Origin of the sequence: Palleronia pontilimi, from assembly GCF_016412875.1 — a bacterium.
Lineage (GTDB): Bacteria > Pseudomonadota > Alphaproteobacteria > Rhodobacterales > Rhodobacteraceae > Palleronia > Palleronia pontilimi.
In genome coordinates this window covers 304,722-322,243 of record NZ_JAEKPD010000007.1, presented here as the reverse complement: position 1 = coordinate 322,243, position 17,522 = coordinate 304,722, and the positions used below count along the sequence as shown (strand labels likewise).

Below are 17,522 nucleotides of genomic sequence, written 5' to 3'. Positions count from 1 at the left end.
CCACGGCGATCACGGCGACGGACCGGGGCCGCGTGGCCCCCGCTCGGCCCGCGACAGCGCGTAGGCCAGCGCGCGGGCCGCGACGATCAGCAACGCCCAGACGGCGAAGATGTAAAGCCCGCTGCGCGCCGACGACGCGGGCGGCCCGGACGCCGCCCAAAGCACGGGCAGCGCGAACAGCACCACGCCCAGCAGCGGCAGGATCCGCGCGGCATCGTGGACGCGGCGGCGGCGGTCGTCGGCGCGCGACAGCTCTTCGGGGTCCGGGACGGGCGGCGGGGGCGGTCGCTCAGTCACCGGTCTGCAGGCCCGCCGCCATGTCGCGGACCGCGTTCAGCAGGTCTGCGTTGGCGAAGGGTTTCACCATGAAGCGCGTGGCCCCCAGGCTGAGCGCCGCCTCGCGGTCCTTCTGCTGGCCGCGCGCCGTCAGCACCATCACCGGCAGCGCCCGCGTGGCGTCGTCGGCGCGCAGATCGGCCAGGATGTCGTAGCCCGAGCGGTCGGGCAGCATCACGTCCAGGATCACCAGGTCCGGCGCCTTGGCGCGGACGGCATCCACCGCGTCCGAACCCTGCGAATGGGTCGCCACGTGCCACCCGTCGCGCGACAGGATGAAGCGGACCGCTTCAATGATATTGGGCTCGTCCTCGATCAGCAGAACGCGCTTGCCGTTGGTCAACGGCTCTCCTCCCATACGGTCGGCCCGGCGGGCGGTCCGACGTCTCCCATTCCGACTATGGCGGGGCGGTCGGCGCCTGTCAAAAGCGCGCGCCCGGCTCAGAGCGGCGCGTCGGGCAGGATCGACGGCTCGGTGCGCGCGGGACAGGACGTGCGGGCGCAGATCCGGCAGGTCTGGCCCACCGGCAGCGCCGGGGCGGCGGCGTCGGCGGAACTGCCGTGGGGCACCAGCAGCATGGTGGCGGTGACGATGCCGGGGGCGTTCGGGCCGCCGGGAAAGCGCGTCTCGGATACCGCGAAGGCGCGCACGGGCCGCGCGGCATCGGCCTGCTGCAGGCGCCGCATGAGCGGACGGCGCGACCAGAGCGCTTCGTAAAGCGGCCAGAGCGCGCAGCCCGACCCGAACCGCGGCAGACCGAAGCCGCGCAGCCCGCGGCGCAGGGTCAGCGCGCCCGCACCATCGCAGCGCACCAGTCCGATCTCGGCCCCCGCGACGTCGGCGGGCGCCGCGGCAAGGCGGCGCATGACGGGCGCGGGCTCGACCCCCATCGCCGCGGCCAGCGCGAAGGGATCGGCGCCGTGGCGCGCGACTTGCCGGGCCAGCGCATCCAGCGGCAGGCTGCGGGCATCGGCGGCGTATTGCTGCAGGTGGGCCGTCAGCAGCGTGCGGCCCGGACCGCTGGGCAGATCCGCGGCCAACCCGATCACGGTGTCGTCGCTGGCCGCGGCGTTCTCGAGCTCGGCCACGTGGAAGGCGCGGGCCTGCAGCCACGCCTCCATCTCGTCGAGCGGCGTGGTCGCGCCCCGGTCGGCATCGGCGCCCGCTTCGAGCTGGCGGGCCAGCGCGCGGGCGCTGTCGGCCAGGCGGCGGCTATCTTCGAACAGGTTGCGGTGGAAGCGCGCCTGCCACTCGGCGCCCAGCGCGGGATCTTCCACCAGGATGGCCGAGGTCGAGCGGATCGCGGTGACCGCCGACAGCACGTCGTGCACGGACGCCGACAGCAACGGGTCGTGGCTGAGCCGCTCGCCCAGGCTGGCCACCGCGCGTTCGAGCGTGGCGATCCGGTCGGCCTGGCGCTGGATCAGCGCCGACCAGCCAGGGAACCCGGCCCCGAGTGCTTCGATCCGGTCCAGTTCGGGCGCGGGACCGCTTCCGGTCCCGGACGCAGCGGCGGCGCGGCGCAGGGTTTCGATCTGCGCCGCCTCGGCCCCTTGCGACAGGACCGCCGGGTCGCTGTCCAGGGCGCGGGCCAGTTCGCCCAGCAGCTTGCCACCGATGGGACGGCGGCCATGCTCGATCAGGTTGAGATAGGACGGCGATATTCCCGCGTCGCGGGCCAGACCGGCCTGGGCCAGCCCCTTTTGCAGTCGCAGCGCGCGGATACGCGCCCCTTCGCCACCGATACCGCGCATGCTTGGAAAACCTCGGATTCTCAATGTCTTTCTGCGATCGCGCGTAAAGAAATTTACATTTTCCGCGCTTGCATTGTGTAAATATTTACAAATTAATTTCGCAAACTCAATGCTTTATTGCGGTTTTTTCAGGGCAAGCTACGATCGGCTCCAGCCCTGTAAAGGGTGCAGATTCGATACGGGCCCTGCCCCGGCGCGACATCTGATCAGAAGAAAATTCTTGGGAGGAAAGACATGACGTCATCCAAATTCACCCGCCGCGGTCTGCTGAAGACCGGTGCGGCCAGCGGTATCGCGCTGGCTACGCCGACGATCTTCACCGGCGCCGCCTGGGCCGCCGCGCATACCGGCTTCACCAACGCGCCCCAGGGCGACACGGTCACGCTGGGCTTCAACGTGCCCCAGTCGGGCCCCTATGCCGACGAAGGCGCCGACGAGCTGCGCGCCTACGAGCTGGCCGTCGAGCACCTGAACGGTGAAGGCGACGGCGGCATGCTGAACACCTTCTCGTCCAAGACTCTGGACGGCACCGGCATCAACGGCAAGCGCGTCGAATACGTCACCGGCGACACCCAGACCAAATCGGACGCCGCGCGCGCCTCGGCCCGCTCGATGATCGAAAAGGACGGCGCCATCATGATCACCGGCGGCTCGTCCTCGGGCGTGGCCGTGGCCGTGCAGGCGCTCTGCCAGGAGGCGGGCGTGATCTTCATGGCCGGCCTGACGCATTCGAACGACACGACCGGCGTCGATCGCAAGGCCAACGGCTTCCGCCACTTCTTCAACAGCTACATGTCGGGTGCCGCGCTCGCACCGATCCTGATCGACCAGTACGGTGCCGACCGCAAGGCGTACCACCTGACGGCCGACTACAACTGGGGCTACACGACCGAAGAGGCGATGCGCCAGTCGACCGAGGCCATGGGCTGGGAAACCGTGAACTCGGTCAAGACGCCGCTGACGCAGACCGACTTCTCGTCGTACATCGCGCCGGTCCTGAACTCGGGCGCCGACGTGCTGGTGCTGAACCATTACGGCGGCAACATGGTCAACTCGCTGACCAACGCCGTGCAGTTCGGCCTGCGGGAAGCCGAAGCCAACGGCAAGCAGTTCGAAATCGTCGTGCCGCTTTACTCCGAGCTGATGGCGCAGGGTGCGGGCGAGAACATCGCCGGGATCCTTGGCTCGCAGAACTGGGACTGGAAGCTCGAGAACCAGCTGGGCGAGCGCTATGTCGGCACCAACGCCTTCGTCGAGAGCTTCGGCAACAAATACGGCCGTCCGCCCAGCCAGGCGGCGCATACCTGCTACGTGCAGACGCTGCTTTACGCGGATGCCGTGAACCGCGCCGGGTCGTTCAACCCCTGCGCCGTGGTCGAGGCTTTGGAAGGCTTCGAGTTCGACGGCATGGGCAACGGACCCACGCTCTATCGCGCGGCCGATCACCAGTGCTTCAAGGACGTCATCGTCGTGCGCGGCAAGGAGAACCCGGAAAACGAGTTCGACCTGGTGGAAATCGTCGAAGCTACGCCGGTCGACCAGGTGACCTATGAGCCCAACCACCCGCAGTTCGGTGGCGACGCCGCGTCGCTGGGCGATTGCAACCCGGGCGCGTAAGCCAGACCTGATCCCGGAGCGGGCAATCCTTGCCCGCTCCTTCCCATTGCCTGCCTGTCGGCCGGGCAGCGGTCCATCCTAACCTGCGGTGAGATCCATGGACGCCTTCATTCTTCAAATCCTGAACGGCCTCGACAAGGGCAGCGCCTATGCGCTGATCGCGCTGGGCCTGACGCTGATCTTCGGCACACTGGGTGTCGTCAACTTCGCCCATGGCGCCCTGTTCATGATCGGTGCCTTCTGTGCCGTGACGTTGCAGAAGATCCTGACGCTGGGCTTCGTGCCCGCCGACAGCGCAAGCGCGGCCACGGTCGGCGGCTTCTCGTTCGGCAGTGCCAAGGAAACCACCTACGTCGAATACTGGTTCGGCGAAGCCGTTGGCAGTGCCATCGTCGACTGGTCCGTGCCGCTGGCCATCCTGTTCGCGATCCCGGTGATGATGCTGATCGGCATCATCATGGAGCGCGGCCTGATCAAGCATTTCTACAAGCGCCCCCACGCGGACCAGATCCTGGTCACGTTCGGCCTGGCCATCGTGCTGCAGGAAGTGGTGAAGTATTTCTTCGGCGCCAACCCGATCCCCACCCCGGCCCCCGAGGCCTTCACCGGATCGCTCGATTTCGGCGTCCTCATGGGCTTCGATCCCTACACCATCGTCTATCCCTATTGGCGCCTGGTCTATTTCGTGTTCGCCATGGGCATCATCGCGGCCGTCTTCGGCTTCCTGCAATTCACGACCTTCGGGATGGTGGTGCGCGCCGGAATGGCCGACCGCGAAACCGTGGGCCTGCTGGGCATCGACATCGACAAGCGCTTCACCATCATGTTCGCGATCGCCGCCTGCGTCGCGGGACTGGCGGGCGTGATGTACGCGCCGATCAACTCGCCCAACTACCACATGGGCATGGACTTCCTGGTCCTCAGCTTCGTCGTGGTCGTGGTGGGGGGCATGGGATCGCTGCCGGGCGCCGTGCTGGCGGGCTTCCTGCTGGGCATCCTGGAAAGCTTCGCCTCGATGGCCGAGGTCATCGACGTCATTCCCGGCATCAACCAGATCATCATCTATCTTGTCGCCATCGTGATCCTTCTGACCCGCCCGCGCGGTCTGATGGGACGCAAAGGCGTGATGGAGGACTAGACCATGACCGACCAGACAACCGACACCACCGCGCGCCCCTACAAGACCGCAGACAGTGCGAAAAAGACCCGGTCGCGGATGCTGGGGCTGACCAGCCGCGACCTGCTGCTGTTCGTGATCGTCGCCGCGCTGACCATGCTGGCGCCCTTCATCCTGAACCCGTTTCCCACCAATAGCGGGCTGGCCCAGTTCAACGGCGGCTACCCGGACCTGATGCAGCGCTTCGTCATCTTCGGGATCTTCGCCATCGGCTTCAACATCCTGTTCGGCCTGACCGGGTACCTGTCCTTCGGGCACGCCGCCTTCCTGGGCGTGGGTTCCTACGCCGCGATCTGGATGATGAAGCTGCTGACCCTGAACGTGATCCCCGCGATCATCATGGGCGTCGTCTTCGCGGGCCTCTTCGCGCTGGTGGTGGGCTTCGTGTCGCTGCGCCGCTCGGGCATTTACTTCTCGATCCTGACGCTGGCCTTCGCGCAGATGAGCTACGCGCTGGCCTATTCGGTCCTGACGCCGATCACCGGCGGCGAGACCGGGCTGCAGCTGAAATCGACAGACACGCCGCTTCTGTCGAACCTGAGCGCCACCGAGATCGGGCGCGCCAACCTGTTCGGCATCGACATGCGCGCCAGCTACGAGATGTCGGTGGGCAACTGGCTGTTCACCTTCAACGCGGGCTACTACATCGCCGCCGCCTTCATGCTACTCAGCTTCTACATCGCGATCCGGCTGTTCCGCTCGCCCTTCGGGATGATGCTTAGGGCCGTGAAGTCGAACCAGCAGCGGATGAACTATACCGGGCTGAATTCGCGCCCCTACACGCTGGCCGCCTTCGTGATTTCGGGCATGTATGCGGGTCTGGCCGGTGGCCTGATGGTCGCCATGGACACCCAGGTGGGCCCCGAGCGGATGTTCTGGACCGCGAGCGGCGAAGTGGTGCTCATGACCATCCTGGGCGGTGCGGGCACGCTGATCGGGCCGGTCCTCGGTGCGGGCATGATCAAGTACATGGAAAACATCGTGTCCAAGATCAACGACAGCATCCTGCACCAGTGGTTCGCCTTCATGCCCGACGGGATCGAGGACGCGCTGGTCTTTGTCATTCATCCCTTCATCGGCAAGGGCTGGCACCTGACGCTGGGCCTTCTGTTCATGCTGGTCGTGATCTTCCTGCCCGGCGGGCTGGTCGAGGGCGGACAACGCATCGCCGCGGTGTTCCGGCGCAAGGAAACCAAGGCGACCAGTGTCGAGAGCGACGCGGCCAAGCAACAGCAACACCCCGAGTGAGGAGCCGATCTCATGGGAATTCTTGAAGTCAAGAACGTGGGCAAGCGCTTCGGCGGTCTGCAGGCGTTGGGCGACGTGAACCTGAGCGTGCAGGAAAACACCTGCCACGCGATCATCGGGCCGAACGGCGCGGGCAAGTCGACGCTTCTGAACTGCCTGATTGGCAAGCTGATCCCGGACACGGGCTCGGTTATGTTCGACGGCAACTCGGTGCTGGGCCGCAAGCCGCACGAGATCAACCAGATGGGCATCAGCCGGGTGTTCCAGACGCCCGAGATCTTCGGCGACCTGACGGTGTTCGAGAACGTGATGATCCCGTGCTTCGCCAAACGCGACGGGTCGTTCCGGATGCATGCCTACGAATCCAGCGATTCCGAGCATGACATCATCGCCCAGGCCGAGGCGATGCTGGACGAGGTCAACATGCTCGACAAGCGCGACGTGGTTGCGTCGTCGCTGTCGCGGGGCGACAAGCGGCGGCTGGAAATGGCCATGTGCCTGAGCCAGAAGCCCAAGCTGCTGCTGCTCGACGAGCCCACGGCCGGCATGGCGCGGGCCGATACCAACAACACGATCGAGCTTCTGAAGACGATCAAGGCCAAGGGCGACATCACCATGTGCATCATCGAGCACGACATGCACGTGGTCTTCAGCCTAGCCGACAAGATCACCGTGCTGGCGCAGGGGACGCCCCTGGTCGAGGACGTGCCCGAGAACATCAAGGGCCATCCAAAGGTGCGCGAGGCCTATCTGGGCGAAGCCGAGGTCTGACGCGACGGGCGGGCGCGATTTCCGAACGGAAATCGTCCCGTTTTTCTGAAGAAAAACGATACGGATTTCTCGAGAAATCCGGCGACAGGAGAAGAGACGATGAACGCGCCCTTCAACAAGAACGCCAACAACGCCGCGACCGCGCCCGCCTTCCTGAGCGTGTCCAACATCGAAGGCTATTACGGCGAAAGCTACATCGTCCAGGATGTCAGCTTCAACGTCCACGAGGGCGAGATCCTTGCCCTTCTGGGGCGAAACGGGGCCGGCAAGACATCGACCCTGCGCACCATCGCGCGGCTCGACAACCCGGCGCTGAAGAAGGGCGAGATCTGGCTCGACCACCAGCCGCTGCACAATATGCGCGCCCACGAGGCCGCGGCGGCGGGCATCCAGCTGGTCCCCGAAGACCGCCGCATCATCCCCGGCCTCACGGTCGAGGAAAACCTGCAACTCGCCCAGATCGCGCCGCCCATCGGCTGGGGGATCGAGCGGGTCTACGAGCTCTTTCCCCGGCTCGAGGAACGCCGCCGCCAGGAAGGCATTACCCTGTCGGGCGGCGAGCAGCAGATGTTGGCCATCGCCCGCGCGCTCTGCCGCGACATCAAGGTGCTGCTGCTGGACGAGCCCTACGAGGGTCTCGCCCCCGTGATCGTCCAGGAAATCGCCAAGACGCTGAACATCATCCGCGATCAGGGCATCACCACCATCCTGGTCGAGCAGAACGCGGTCGCCGCGCTGAAGCTCGCGGACCGCGCGGTGATCCTGGATACAGGCTCGGTCGTCTTCGACGGCTCGGCCCAGGAAGTGCTCGACGACGAGAAGCTGCGCGCCGAATACCTGGCGATCTAGGCGCGCGTCCGGACGCGGTTGCCCCCTTTTGCGGCCTAGACGGGCCCTTTCTGCACACTAATTGTTCAACAATCAGACAATTGGAGGATCAGTATGCCCGAGACCGACGTCAAGAAGCACGAGCCCAGCCCCGATTTCGTGAAGCACGCCCATGTGGACGCCGCGAAATACGAGGAGATGTACAAGGCGTCGATCGAGGATCCCGACGGGTTCTGGGGCGAGCACGGCAAGCGCATCGACTGGATCAAGCCCTACACCAAGGTGAAGAACACCGACTTCACCTATGGCCAGGTCGACATCAAGTGGTTCGAGGACGGCACGCTGAACGTCGCCGCCAACTGCATCGACCGCCACCTGAAGGACCGCGGCGACCAGACTGCGATCATCTGGGTGCCCGACGAGGACGACGGCAGCGACCAGCATATCAGCTACAACCAGCTGTCGAGCCACGTGAACAAGTTCGCCAACGTCCTGAAGGGCATGGGCGTGGGCCGCGGTGACCGCGTGGTGATCTACCTGCCGATGATCCCACAGGCGGCCTATGCGATGCTCGCCTGCGCGCGGATCGGTGCCATCCATTCGGTCGTGTTCGCGGGCTTCTCGCCCGACGCGCTGGCCAGCCGGGTGAACGGCTCGGAAGCGAAGGTGGTCATCACCGCCGATGGCGGGCCGCGCGGCGGCAAGGTCACGTCGCTGAAGGACAACGCCGACAAGGCGTTCGAGAAGATCGAGCACGACGCCAAGCTGCTGGTCGTCAAGCGCGCCGGCAACGACATCTCGTGGACCGACGGGCGCGACCACTGGCTGCACGAGCTGGAAGACGGCGTGAGCGACGATTGCCCGCCCGAGGAAATGGGCGCCGAGGATCCGCTGTTCATCCTTTATACCAGCGGCTCGACCGGCCAGCCGAAGGGTGTCGTGCACACCCAGGGCGGTTACCTGGTCTATACCTCGATGACCCACGAATACACGTTCGACTACCACGACGGCGACGTCTACTGGTGCACCGCGGATGTGGGCTGGGTCACCGGCCACAGCTATATCGTCTACGGCCCGCTGGCTAATGGCGCCACCACAGTGATGTTCGAAGGCGTGCCCACCTATCCGGATGCGGGACGTTTCTGGAAGATCTGCCAGGATCACAAGGTCGCCCAGTTCTACACCGCGCCCACCGCCATCCGCGCGCTGATGGGCAAGGGCAACGGCCCCGTCGAGAAATACGACCTGTCGTCGCTGAAGGTGCTGGGCACGGTGGGCGAGCCCATCAACCCCGAGGCCTGGAACTGGTACGACCAGGTCGTGGGCAAGGGCCGCTGTCCCATCGTCGACACCTGGTGGCAGACCGAAACCGGCGGCCACATGCTGACCCCCCTGCCCGGTGCCACGGCCACCAAGCCCGGCTCGGCCACGCAGCCCTTCTTCGGCGTGCAGCCGGTCGTGCTGGACGCGGAATCGGGCAGCGTTCTGGAAGGCCCCGGTGTCGAAGGCGTCCTGGCCATCGCCGACAGCTGGCCGTCGCAGATGCGCACCGTCTATGGCGACCATGAGCGCTTCATGAACACCTATTTCCAGCAGTACAAAGGCTATTACTTCACCGAAGACGGCTGCATGCGGGACGAGGACGGCTATTACTGGATCACCGGCCGGGTCGACGACGTGCTGAACGTGTCGGGCCACCGCATGGGCACCGCCGAGATCGAAAGCGCGCTGGTCTCGCACCCGGCCGTCAACGAAGCGGCCGTGGTCGGCGTCCCCCACGAGGTGAAGGGCCAAGCGATCTATTGCTACGTGTCGCTGATGGATGGCCATGAGCCGTCGGAGGAGCTGAAGAAAGAGCTTCAGACCCATGTGCGCACGGAAATCGGCCCCATCGCCAAGCCCGATTTCATCCAGTGGGCGCCGGGGCTGCCGAAGACCCGGTCCGGCAAGATCATGCGCCGCATCCTGCGCAAGGTCGCCGCGAACGAGCACGAACAGCTGGGCGACACGTCCACCCTGGCCGAGCCCGAAGTGGTCGACGATCTGATCGCGAACCGGCTGAACAAGTAGCCGACGCCAGACGGTCAGAGATAAGGCAGATCGGGGGCCCGGCGGTTGCGCCGGGCCCTTTCGCGTTTCGGGGGCCAGCCGGCTTGCGATCTTGTGGAACACGGGCAACGGCCCGCGCCAGTCGGCCCCCTAGACCCGGGTGACGAACCGGGTGGCGAGACTATCTGGGACAGTTTCAGGAAGATCATCGAGGATGATCCTGGCCGCAGGAGGAACGCGTGGCGCGCAAGGACTATCCCGAGACCCCCGACGGGCGCTATTTCGTGTCGAAGGGCAGACTTTGGCGCAAGACCGACCCGCGCTTGGAGGACAGCGAACGCCGCGCGGCGGTCAAGGCGCTGATGCAGGCGCGCCGCGATGTGGGCCTGGCCGAGACCGAAGCGGCGACCCGCGACGCGCGGGACCGGGTCGATGCCGCCAAGCACCGCCTGGGCGAACGCGGCCCGGTCTGGTGGGACGACGACGCCCCCGACGAGACGCGCAAGGCGCCGTGGAATTCCAGCTACGCCGATTGGTGGGACGGGCTCGACGCCGACGCGAAGGCCCGCGGCAACCCCGGCTAACGCTCAGCGCCCATGGCTGCGGTCATAGCCGTTCGGGCGCGGCGCCTCGTGCGTCACCGGATCGCGCGGCGCGAACACCTCCATCCTGAGCGGATGGCATATGGCGGCATCCGACGAATGCTCGGACCCGCAATCGCCGCCCGGACAGGCGCTCAGAACGGCCAGCAGGTCGATCTCGGCCAGCAGGTCCAGGTGATCTCCGGCCCGCGCGGGCGTGGACTTCATGAAATACTGCCCCGTGGCGCGGTCGAAGCCGGTGCACATGAACACGTTCAGCACGTCGTGGACATGGCGCTCGGCTTGGCGCAGGTCCAGCCCGGCATGATCGGCCAGCGCGCGCGTCAGGTTGGAATGGCAGCACTGGTGGTAGGTCTGGCCACTCAGCAGATGCGCGGTGTAGGGGTCGCAGCGGGTGCCGATCACGTCATGGACGCGCCCGCCGAACGCGTCCACGCCGTACCAGTGTAGGCTGTCGGCAACGATGGTGGCCATGGGCCGCAGGTAGGGAAAGCCCGACCAGAGCCGATCGCCGACCCCCACGTGGCTGCCGTGCAGCGCGCGGGTCTTGCCGCTATAGAACCGCTCGTCCAGGTTGTCGGCTGCGAACAGGTTCAGATCGCCCACTTGCGGGCCATCGGGGCACAGGATGCGCAGGACATGGCCCGCCGAGACGGTGATGCTGCGCGCGTCCCGCGGCGGCACCTGGACCTGGGTGTGGGGCGCGTCGGCAAGCGGCACCGCGCCCCTGGCGGGCGGTAAGCTGTCGGCGGGATAGCAGATGACGGGCTTCACGGCCCGGCGGGCATCCGCGTCAGGCGGCGGCGTCGCCATCACAGACCTGCTGGCCCGCGGCGTTCAGAAGCGGCGGTCCGCTGGGCGTTTCCGTGGCTTCAAGCGCGATCCCGTAGCAGCCGTTCTCGTCCTTGATCAGGAAGCCCGGATCAATGCCGCGCGGCAGGGCCGCCAAGGCTGCGGGCGACACGTTGCGCACCGTTCCTGGCGCGTCGTCGCTCAGGCTGCACGTGGCGGGCGCGGCGGTCACCAGCGCGATCATCAGAAGCGTCTTCACCCGTGCATCCCCCGGAATTGTGGTTTTCGAACCCGCGCGACGCTATCAGAGCCGCCTTGGCAGTCAAGCGGACCTCTTCGCTCAAATGCCGCCGAAATTCCAGTGTGTCATTAAGGTTCTGTTACGATTCGGGGCGCAAATTGGACGGATGCAAATCGTGTCAGGAAAAAGGAACCGAGGTGCCCCCATGATCGATGCTTTGAGCTTCCCGAAGGAGATCGCCACCCTGCGGATGAGCCCGGCGGGCCATGCCGCCGCCCTTGCCAGGCGCAACGATGCGGTGATTTCCAGCGTGAAACAGGATCCCGACGGTCCGTCCGGTCCGCGACCCACCTTCGCGATGACGACGCTGGAGCAATTGCAGGCCAGGCAGCGCGTGGTCGGGCCGCAGGAAAGCCAGGCCGCCGACGGCGCGCAGACATACCCCGCGACGCAAGTGCTGCGCGGCACCATGAACCGGGTGCTCTGAGCCGGAAACCACAGCGCCGGTCCGATTCGGCCAAGTCGCTTTCCACCTGTTGCCGCCTAGCTTATAGAGCAAGGACAACAGTTTCCCGCGAAAGGGAACGGCAGATGGGAATCCGATGGCATGACCGAAACCCCGCACAAATCCGACGTGACCTTCATCAAGGCACTGGCCGAGCTTCTGCGTGAGAACGATCTGACCGAGTTGCGCGTGAAGCGCGAATACGGCGAGGATGACAGCCTGGATGTGCGTGTCAGCCGTGGCCAGTTTGTCGCCCCCGCCCCGGCTTATGCCCCCGCACCGCAGGCGCAAGCCGCGCCCGCCGCACCCCCGGCGGCGCAGGACGAAGGCGCGCCCGCCGAAAGGTCCGATCCCGCCTCCCAGCCCGGTGCCGTGACGTCCCCCATGGTCGGAACCGTCTACATGGCGCCCGAGCCGGGCGCGCCGGACTTCGTGTCTGTGGGCGACAAGGTGAAGGAAGGCCAGACGCTTCTGATCGTCGAGGCCATGAAGACGATGAACCAGATCCCCGCGCCGCGCGCGGGCACGGTCAAGCGGATCCTGGTCGAGGACGGCGCGCCCGTGGAATTCGGCGCGCCCCTCATGGTCATCGAATAGGGGCGATCATGTTCGACAAGATCCTGATCGCCAATCGCGGCGAAATCGCCCTTCGCGTGATCCGCGCCGCGCGCGAGATGGGCATCGGCACCGTCGCCGTCCATTCGACCGCCGACGCCGACGCGATGCATGTCAGAATGGCCGACGAATCCGTCTGTATCGGCCCCCCCGCCGCGGGCAAAAGTTATCTCAGCTTTCCCAACATCATCTCGGCCTGCGAGGTGACCGGCGCACAGGCGATCCACCCGGGCTATGGTTTTCTGTCCGAAAACGCCAATTTCGTGCAGATCGTCGAGGATCACGAGATCACCTTCATCGGCCCCTCGGCCGAACATATCCGCATGATGGGCGACAAGATCACCGCCAAGGAGACGATGAAGAAGCTGGGCGTGCCCTGCGTCCCCGGATCCGAGGGCGGCGTGCCCGATCTCGAGACCGCGCGCGCGCTGGCGGGCGACATGGGTTTTCCGGTCATCATCAAGGCCACGGCCGGGGGTGGCGGACGCGGCATGAAACTTGCCCGGACCGCGGACGACCTGGAAAGCGCGTGGCAGACCGCGCGCTCGGAAGCCAAGGCGGCCTTCGGCAACGACGAGGTCTACATCGAGAAATACCTGGGCACCCCGCGCCATATCGAGATCCAGGTCTTCGGCGACGGCAAGGGCCGCGCGGTGCACCTGGGCGAGCGGGACTGCTCGCTGCAGCGCCGCCACCAGAAGGTGCTGGAAGAAGCCCCCGGGCCCTCCATCAGCGCCGAACAGCGCGCCGAGATCGGCAAGACCTGCGCCGATGCGGTGGCCGAGATGAAGTATTCCGGCGCCGGAACGATCGAATTCCTGTACGAGAACGGCGAATTCTTCTTCATCGAGATGAACACCCGCCTGCAGGTCGAACATCCCGTCACCGAAGCCATCTTCGGCATCGACCTGGTGCGCGAGCAGATCCGCGTGGCGGCGGGCCTGCCGATGGAGTTCGATCAGGACACGCTTGCGCTGAACGGCCACGCGATCGAGGTGCGTCTGAACGCGGAAAAGCTGCCCAAATTCAACCCGTCGCCCGGCAGGATCTCGCAATACCATGCGCCCGGCGGTCTGGGCGTGCGCATGGATAGCGCCCTTTACGACGGCTACACGATCCCGCCCTACTACGATTCGCTGATCGGCAAACTGATCGTGCACGGCCGCGACCGCCCCGAAGCGCTCGCGCGGCTCGAGCGCGCGCTGGGCGAATTGATCATCGACGGCGTCGACACCACGGTGCCGCTGTTCCACGCGCTGCTGCAGGAGCCCGCGATCCAGAGTGGCGATTACACGATCCACTGGCTGGAACATTGGCTGGAAACGAACCTCCAATAGGGGGCGCCAGCCCGCGCATCACGCCCGAGCTACTGGTGCAGGCATACGCGCAAGGCGTCTTTCCCATGGCCGAAGGACGCGGGGCGGACGATATCTTCTGGGTCGATCCGCGCCAGCGCGGGGTGCTGCCGCTGGACGCCTTTCGGATCTCGCGATCGCTGCGCCGCCGGATCCGGGCGCAGCCTTTCACCGTCAGCTTCGACCGCGATTTCGCGGGCGTCGTCGCGGGCTGCGCGGACCGGGACGAAACCTGGATCAACGACACGATCGCCGGTCTCTATCGCGACCTGCACGCCGCGGGCGTGGCCCATTCGATCGAGGTCTGGGACGGCGACATCCTGGCGGGCGGCGTTTACGGCGTGGTCCTTGGCGCGGCCTTCTTCGGGGAATCCATGTTCTCACGCCGCCGCGATGCGTCGAAGATCGCGCTGGCCTACCTGGTCGACCGGCTGCGCCAGGACGGATTTCAACTGTTCGACACCCAGTTCCTGACGAACCACCTGGCAACGCTGGGGGCCGTCGAGATCCCGCGCGCCACCTACCGGGCGCGCCTGGCCGAGGCGCTGGTGCAGCGGGCGCGCTTCACCCCGCAGGCGCCGGTGCCCACGCCCGATCAGCTATTGCAGCGCATGACCCAGACGTCGTAGCGGCGGTGTTCCAGCGCGCTCAGGGCGGGCGACGCCGCGATCATCCAGCCGGTGAAGGCCGGTTGCTCGACGCCCGCTTCCCGGATCACGAGATAGGCGAACGCGTTGCCCGACGGGTTGTTCTGCGGATAGCGGCATTCGCCCAGCGTGACCTGCAGGTTTCCCAGGGCCTGCGTTTCGCCCTGGCGCAGCTCCATGTCGCGCACATCGCCCGTGGTCCGGTCGAGCCCGCGCAGAACGACGCCGCCCGCGCGGTCGGTCGGCACCTGCGTGACCGAGGTATCGCGGAACTGCGCCTGCGCGATGCCCGGGGCCAGCGCCAACAAAAGGGCGGCCAGCGGGCGGATCATTCGGGGCTCCACGCCTCGTAATCGGCGCGGGGCTTGGGCTCTTCGCGCCGGATCGAGCCCGCGGGCGCATAGGCGGCGGGCGTGCCGGTCAGGTTGGGCAGATGCGGCTTTTCCCACGCCTTTTTCGGCAAGGGCCGCTCGGTCGGCGGCTCGTCCCAGGTGTGGTGCAGCCAGCCGTGCCATTCGGGGCTGACGCGGCTGCCTTCGACCAGGCCGTTATACATGACCCAGCGACGGCTGCCGTCGGCGGTCTGGTAGAACACGTTGCCCTGATCGTCTTCGCCGACGCGCGTACCTTTGCGCCAAGACCAGAGCCGCGTGTTCAAAGTGCCCCCGTTCCACCAGGTCACGGCGCTCAGGATCTTGCTCAGAATGCTCATGGTCGGGCTCCGGTAGGGGGTGCCTGACATATGGCGCAAAGGGTCATGGGCGTCCAGTGGGCAAGCGCGCCGTCACCTCGATCTCGATCCGCATCTCAGGCGCTTGCAGCCCGGCCGAGATCATCGTGGCCGCGGGCGGCGCGTCGCCAAAGGCCGCGCGCGTCAGGGGCCAGCAGGCGGGCCAATCGGCCGGATCGGGCAGAATGTAGCGCACGCGCACCACGTCGTGCAGCCCGGCCCCGACCCGCGCCAGCGCGCCTTCGATGGTCGCAAGCGCGTTGCGGCACTGATCCTCGATGCCGGGCGGCATCCGCATCGTGGCGTAGTCATAGCCGGTGGTGCCCGACACGAAGACCCATCCGTCGCAGACCACGGCACGGGCGTAGCCGATCTGTGCTTCGAAAGGTGTGCCCGTTCCGATGCGCTCCATCGTCCTTAACCCTTTCGTCATAATTTCGCCGGAAGCTTTCCCGATCCTTCGGCCGAACGGAAGGGCCAAGAAAGGGAATCTGCCCATGCGCCTCATTAGACTGATGCTGTGCACTTGCGCCCTGGCCCTGGCGATGACGGCGTTCAGCGCTGGCGGCGCGACCGGCGTGTTCGACCTTGCGGACATCAAGTCCTTCGACCGCTCGAAGATCCTGCAGGTGAGCTATGATCCCGAACCGCGCCCGCTGTCGCTGTTGGCGCTGTCGATCGACCTGGTGAAGCAAATCGCCGAGCGCCAGCGGGCCGAGCGGATCTTGGTGACCGGGCCGCTTGCGACGATCCGCGGCACCGAAAGCGACCGGAAGCGCGCCGACACCCTCCAGAGGATCGACGCGATGCCCGGAGATGGGGAAACCCGCTGAAAAGTTTGGAATACCTGCGCTGACGGTCGAACGCCGCGGACAAAGCCGCGGCGTCAAGGATGCACAGCAGGCCGCGTCGTCAGGCCGACGCGGTTTCCTTCCCTTCCGAGTGGATCATCAGCGGCGACGCGTCCGAATTGACGGCCTCTTCGTTCACCACGACCTCTTCCACGCTTTCCTGCCCGGGTAGGTCGAACATGGTGTCCAGCAAGATGTCTTCCATGATCGAGCGCAGGCCGCGCGCGCCGGTCTTGCGTTCGATCGCGCGCTTGGCGATGGCCGTCAGCGCATCCTCGGTGAAGCTGAGCTGCGTGTCCTCCAGCTCGAACAGGCGCTGATACTGCTTGACCAGGGCGTTCTTCGGCTTGGTCAGGATCGTGACCAGCGCGTCCTCGTCCAGATCCTCCAGCGTGGCGATCACGGGCAGACGGCCGACAAATTCGGGGATCAGGCCGAATTTCAGCAGATCCTCGGGCTCGAGCTCGCCGAACATTTCGCCCACGCCGCGGGATTCGGCATCCTTCACGTCGGCGCCGAAGCCGATGGCACTGCCTTTGCCGCGGGCCGAGATGATCTTTTCAAGCCCCGCGAAGGCACCGCCGCAGATGAACAGGATGTTGGTCGTGTCCACCTGCAGGAATTCCTGCTGCGGATGCTTGCGACCGCCCTGGGGCGGAACGCTAGCCACCGTGCCTTCCATGATCTTCAGAAGCGCCTGCTGCACGCCCTCGCCCGACACGTCGCGGGTGATCGACGGGTTGTCGGACTTCCGGGTGATCTTGTCGACCTCGTCGATATAGACGATGCCGCGCTGGGCGCGCTCGACGTTGTACTCGGACGCCTGGAGCAGCTTGAGGATGATGTTCTCCACATCCTCGCCCACATAGCCCGCTTCGGTCAGGGTCGTGGCGTCGGCCATGGTGAAGGGCACGTCCAAGATGCGCGCCAGCGTCTGCGCCAGAAGCGTCTTGCCGCAGCCGGTGGGGCCGATCAGCAGGATGTTGGATTTCGCCAGCTCGATATCGGATTTGCCCGCGTGGTTCAGGCGCTTGTAGTGATTGTGCACGGCCACCGACAGCACGCGCTTGGCGTGCATCTGGCCGATCACGTAATCGTCCAGCACGTCGCAGATTTCCTTGGGCGTGGGCACACCGTCCGACGATTTCAGACCCGCCGACTTGGTCTCTTCGCGGATGATGTCCATGCAAAGCTCGACGCATTCATCGCAGATGAACACCGTGGGCCCCGCAATGAGCTTGCGCACCTCGTGCTGGGATTTACCGCAGAAACTGCAGTAAAGCGTGTTCTTGCTTTCGCCTGAATTCGTCGCCATCGTCGGTTCCTCCGGGTCCGGAAGACCCGTTACTGGTGTCGGCGGATCCGCGTTTTCGCGTGGTCCGCGCCTCGTACTACCCTCTGCC

21 protein-coding genes are annotated in these 17,522 nt (G+C 66.0%); 12 read left to right on the top strand and 9 right to left on the bottom strand.

From position 1 onward, the window contains the following. Nucleotides 1-9 precede the first annotated feature (9 nt). The 3 genes from ILP92_RS08765 to ILP92_RS08755 form a co-directional block, all read right to left on the bottom strand. Entirely contained in the window at nt 10-297 is a 288-nt protein-coding gene (locus ILP92_RS08765) for a hypothetical protein (protein ID WP_368667859.1), read from the bottom strand. Then, nucleotides 290-694, bottom strand: a complete 405-nt coding sequence (locus ILP92_RS08760) for a response regulator transcription factor (RefSeq protein WP_198915998.1) — start codon at nt 692-694, stop codon at nt 290-292. The genes ILP92_RS08765 and ILP92_RS08760 overlap by 8 nt, the downstream gene beginning before the upstream one ends. A gap of 83 nt (nt 695-777) precedes the next feature. Beyond that, on the bottom strand, nt 778-2,091 hold the full coding sequence (locus ILP92_RS08755) for a helix-turn-helix transcriptional regulator (protein ID WP_198915997.1): 1,314 nt from the start codon (nt 2,089-2,091) through the stop codon (nt 778-780). Nucleotides 2,092-2,325: 234 nt separating this feature from the next. Between ILP92_RS08755 and ILP92_RS08750 the strand changes: the two genes are divergently transcribed. From ILP92_RS08750 to ILP92_RS08720, 7 genes are all read left to right on the top strand, one after another. After that, entirely contained in the window at nt 2,326-3,708 is a 1,383-nt protein-coding gene (locus ILP92_RS08750) for a substrate-binding protein (RefSeq protein ID WP_198915996.1), read from the top strand. Nucleotides 3,709-3,805: 97 nt separating this feature from the next. Further along, complete coding sequence (locus ILP92_RS08745; RefSeq protein WP_198915995.1) at nt 3,806-4,846, top strand: branched-chain amino acid ABC transporter permease; 1,041 nt, start codon at nt 3,806-3,808, stop codon at nt 4,844-4,846. Nucleotides 4,847-4,924: 78 nt separating this feature from the next. Next, nucleotides 4,925-6,133, top strand: coding sequence for a branched-chain amino acid ABC transporter permease (locus tag ILP92_RS08740; RefSeq protein WP_198916026.1), 1,209 nt, complete (start codon nt 4,925-4,927; stop codon nt 6,131-6,133). A 12-nt stretch (nt 6,134-6,145) separates the two neighbouring features. Then, nucleotides 6,146-6,904 carry an ABC transporter ATP-binding protein gene (locus ILP92_RS08735; RefSeq protein ID WP_198915994.1) on the top strand — a complete coding sequence of 253 codons (759 nt, stop codon included), beginning with the start codon at nt 6,146-6,148 and terminating at the stop codon, nt 6,902-6,904. Between the two features lie 99 nt (nt 6,905-7,003). After that, nucleotides 7,004-7,753 (top strand): ABC transporter ATP-binding protein, encoded by a 750-nt coding sequence (locus ILP92_RS08730; RefSeq protein ID WP_198915993.1) that lies wholly within the window; start codon nt 7,004-7,006, stop codon nt 7,751-7,753. Nucleotides 7,754-7,846: 93 nt separating this feature from the next. Then, entirely contained in the window at nt 7,847-9,802 is a 1,956-nt protein-coding gene (acs, locus tag ILP92_RS08725) for an acetate--CoA ligase (protein WP_198915992.1), read from the top strand. 218 nt (nt 9,803-10,020) lie between these two features. Then, nucleotides 10,021-10,365: a hypothetical protein gene (locus tag ILP92_RS08720; protein ID WP_198915991.1), complete on the top strand. Its 345-nt coding sequence runs from the start codon at nt 10,021-10,023 to the stop codon at nt 10,363-10,365. A 3-nt stretch (nt 10,366-10,368) separates the two neighbouring features. Here ILP92_RS08720 and ILP92_RS08715 read toward each other — a convergent pair whose 3' ends face one another. After that, nucleotides 10,369-11,196, bottom strand: coding sequence for an urea carboxylase-associated family protein (locus tag ILP92_RS08715; RefSeq protein ID WP_198915990.1), 828 nt, complete (start codon nt 11,194-11,196; stop codon nt 10,369-10,371). Beyond that, complete coding sequence (locus ILP92_RS08710) at nt 11,177-11,434, bottom strand: hypothetical protein (RefSeq protein ID WP_198915989.1); 258 nt, start codon at nt 11,432-11,434, stop codon at nt 11,177-11,179. The genes ILP92_RS08715 and ILP92_RS08710 overlap by 20 nt, the downstream gene beginning before the upstream one ends. Nucleotides 11,435-11,621: 187 nt before the next feature. Here ILP92_RS08710 and ILP92_RS08705 point away from each other — a divergent pair, with 187 nt between their 5' ends. From ILP92_RS08705 to aat, 4 genes are all read left to right on the top strand, one after another. Then, nucleotides 11,622-11,903 (top strand): hypothetical protein, encoded by a 282-nt coding sequence (locus tag ILP92_RS08705; protein ID WP_198915988.1) that lies wholly within the window; start codon nt 11,622-11,624, stop codon nt 11,901-11,903. A gap of 120 nt (nt 11,904-12,023) precedes the next feature. Further along, a complete protein-coding gene (gene accB / locus ILP92_RS08700; RefSeq protein ID WP_198915987.1) occupies nt 12,024-12,518 on the top strand; it encodes an acetyl-CoA carboxylase biotin carboxyl carrier protein in 495 nt (164 codons plus the stop codon). An 8-nt stretch (nt 12,519-12,526) separates the two neighbouring features. After that, the gene (gene accC / locus ILP92_RS08695) at nt 12,527-13,873 is read left to right on the top strand and encodes an acetyl-CoA carboxylase biotin carboxylase subunit (protein ID WP_198915986.1); all 1,347 of its coding nucleotides are present in this window, start codon (nt 12,527-12,529) and stop codon (nt 13,871-13,873) included. Further along, nucleotides 13,870-14,520, top strand: coding sequence for a leucyl/phenylalanyl-tRNA--protein transferase (gene aat, locus ILP92_RS08690; RefSeq protein WP_198916025.1), 651 nt, complete (start codon nt 13,870-13,872; stop codon nt 14,518-14,520). Before accC ends, aat begins: the two co-directional genes overlap by 4 nt. Here aat and ILP92_RS08685 read toward each other — a convergent pair. From ILP92_RS08685 to ILP92_RS08675, 3 genes are read right to left on the bottom strand one after another with little or no spacing between them, the layout of a single operon-like run. Next, a complete protein-coding gene (locus ILP92_RS08685) occupies nt 14,487-14,870 on the bottom strand; it encodes a DUF2155 domain-containing protein (RefSeq protein WP_198915985.1) in 384 nt (127 codons plus the stop codon). The two genes, aat and ILP92_RS08685, sit on opposite strands and share 34 nt — an antisense overlap. After that, entirely contained in the window at nt 14,867-15,250 is a 384-nt protein-coding gene (locus tag ILP92_RS08680; protein ID WP_198915984.1) for an NADH:ubiquinone oxidoreductase subunit NDUFA12, read from the bottom strand. The genes ILP92_RS08685 and ILP92_RS08680 overlap by 4 nt, the downstream gene beginning before the upstream one ends. 43 nt (nt 15,251-15,293) lie before the next feature. Continuing rightward, nucleotides 15,294-15,680 carry a RidA family protein gene (locus tag ILP92_RS08675; protein WP_198915983.1) on the bottom strand — a complete coding sequence of 129 codons (387 nt, stop codon included), beginning with the start codon at nt 15,678-15,680 and terminating at the stop codon, nt 15,294-15,296. On the opposite strand from ILP92_RS08675, the gene ILP92_RS08670 reads away from it, so the two are divergent. Further along, the gene (locus ILP92_RS08670; RefSeq protein WP_198915982.1) at nt 15,670-16,101 is read left to right on the top strand and encodes a hypothetical protein; all 432 of its coding nucleotides are present in this window, start codon (nt 15,670-15,672) and stop codon (nt 16,099-16,101) included. The two genes, ILP92_RS08675 and ILP92_RS08670, sit on opposite strands and share 11 nt — an antisense overlap. A gap of 79 nt (nt 16,102-16,180) precedes the next feature. Here ILP92_RS08670 and clpX read toward each other — a convergent pair whose 3' ends face one another. Continuing rightward, a complete protein-coding gene (clpX, locus tag ILP92_RS08665; RefSeq protein ID WP_198915981.1) occupies nt 16,181-17,434 on the bottom strand; it encodes an ATP-dependent Clp protease ATP-binding subunit ClpX in 1,254 nt (417 codons plus the stop codon). Nucleotides 17,435-17,522: the final 88 nt, after the last annotated feature.

Bases quoted from the DNA above. Each gene is read 5' to 3' on its own strand.
- ILP92_RS08680 (WP_198915984.1), bottom strand. From the start codon at position 15,250: ATGAGCATTCTGAGCAAGATCCTGAGCGCCGTGACCTGGTGGAACGGG.
- clpX (WP_198915981.1), bottom strand. From the start codon at position 17,434: ATGGCGACGAATTCAGGCGAAAGCAAGAACACGCTTTACTGCAGTTTC.
- accC (WP_198915986.1), top strand. From the start codon at position 12,527: ATGTTCGACAAGATCCTGATCGCCAATCGCGGCGAAATCGCCCTTCGC.
- ILP92_RS08670 (WP_198915982.1), top strand. From the start codon at position 15,670: ATGCGCTCCATCGTCCTTAACCCTTTCGTCATAATTTCGCCGGAAGCT.
- ILP92_RS08750 (WP_198915996.1), top strand. From the start codon at position 2,326: ATGACGTCATCCAAATTCACCCGCCGCGGTCTGCTGAAGACCGGTGCG.
- ILP92_RS08740 (WP_198916026.1), top strand. From the start codon at position 4,925: ATGCTGGGGCTGACCAGCCGCGACCTGCTGCTGTTCGTGATCGTCGCC.
- ILP92_RS08715 (WP_198915990.1), bottom strand. From the start codon at position 11,196: ATGGCGACGCCGCCGCCTGACGCGGATGCCCGCCGGGCCGTGAAGCCC.
- ILP92_RS08685 (WP_198915985.1), bottom strand. From the start codon at position 14,870: ATGATCCGCCCGCTGGCCGCCCTTTTGTTGGCGCTGGCCCCGGGCATC.
- ILP92_RS08730 (WP_198915993.1), top strand. From the start codon at position 7,004: ATGAACGCGCCCTTCAACAAGAACGCCAACAACGCCGCGACCGCGCCC.
- ILP92_RS08705 (WP_198915988.1), top strand. From the start codon at position 11,622: ATGATCGATGCTTTGAGCTTCCCGAAGGAGATCGCCACCCTGCGGATG.
- ILP92_RS08675 (WP_198915983.1), bottom strand. From the start codon at position 15,680: ATGGAGCGCATCGGAACGGGCACACCTTTCGAAGCACAGATCGGCTAC.
- ILP92_RS08745 (WP_198915995.1), top strand. From the start codon at position 3,806: ATGGACGCCTTCATTCTTCAAATCCTGAACGGCCTCGACAAGGGCAGC.
- ILP92_RS08755 (WP_198915997.1), bottom strand. From the start codon at position 2,091: ATGCGCGGTATCGGTGGCGAAGGGGCGCGTATCCGCGCGCTGCGACTG.
- acs (WP_198915992.1), top strand. From the start codon at position 7,847: ATGCCCGAGACCGACGTCAAGAAGCACGAGCCCAGCCCCGATTTCGTG.
- ILP92_RS08735 (WP_198915994.1), top strand. From the start codon at position 6,146: ATGGGAATTCTTGAAGTCAAGAACGTGGGCAAGCGCTTCGGCGGTCTG.
- accB (WP_198915987.1), top strand. From the start codon at position 12,024: ATGACCGAAACCCCGCACAAATCCGACGTGACCTTCATCAAGGCACTG.
- ILP92_RS08760 (WP_198915998.1), bottom strand. From the start codon at position 694: ATGGGAGGAGAGCCGTTGACCAACGGCAAGCGCGTTCTGCTGATCGAG.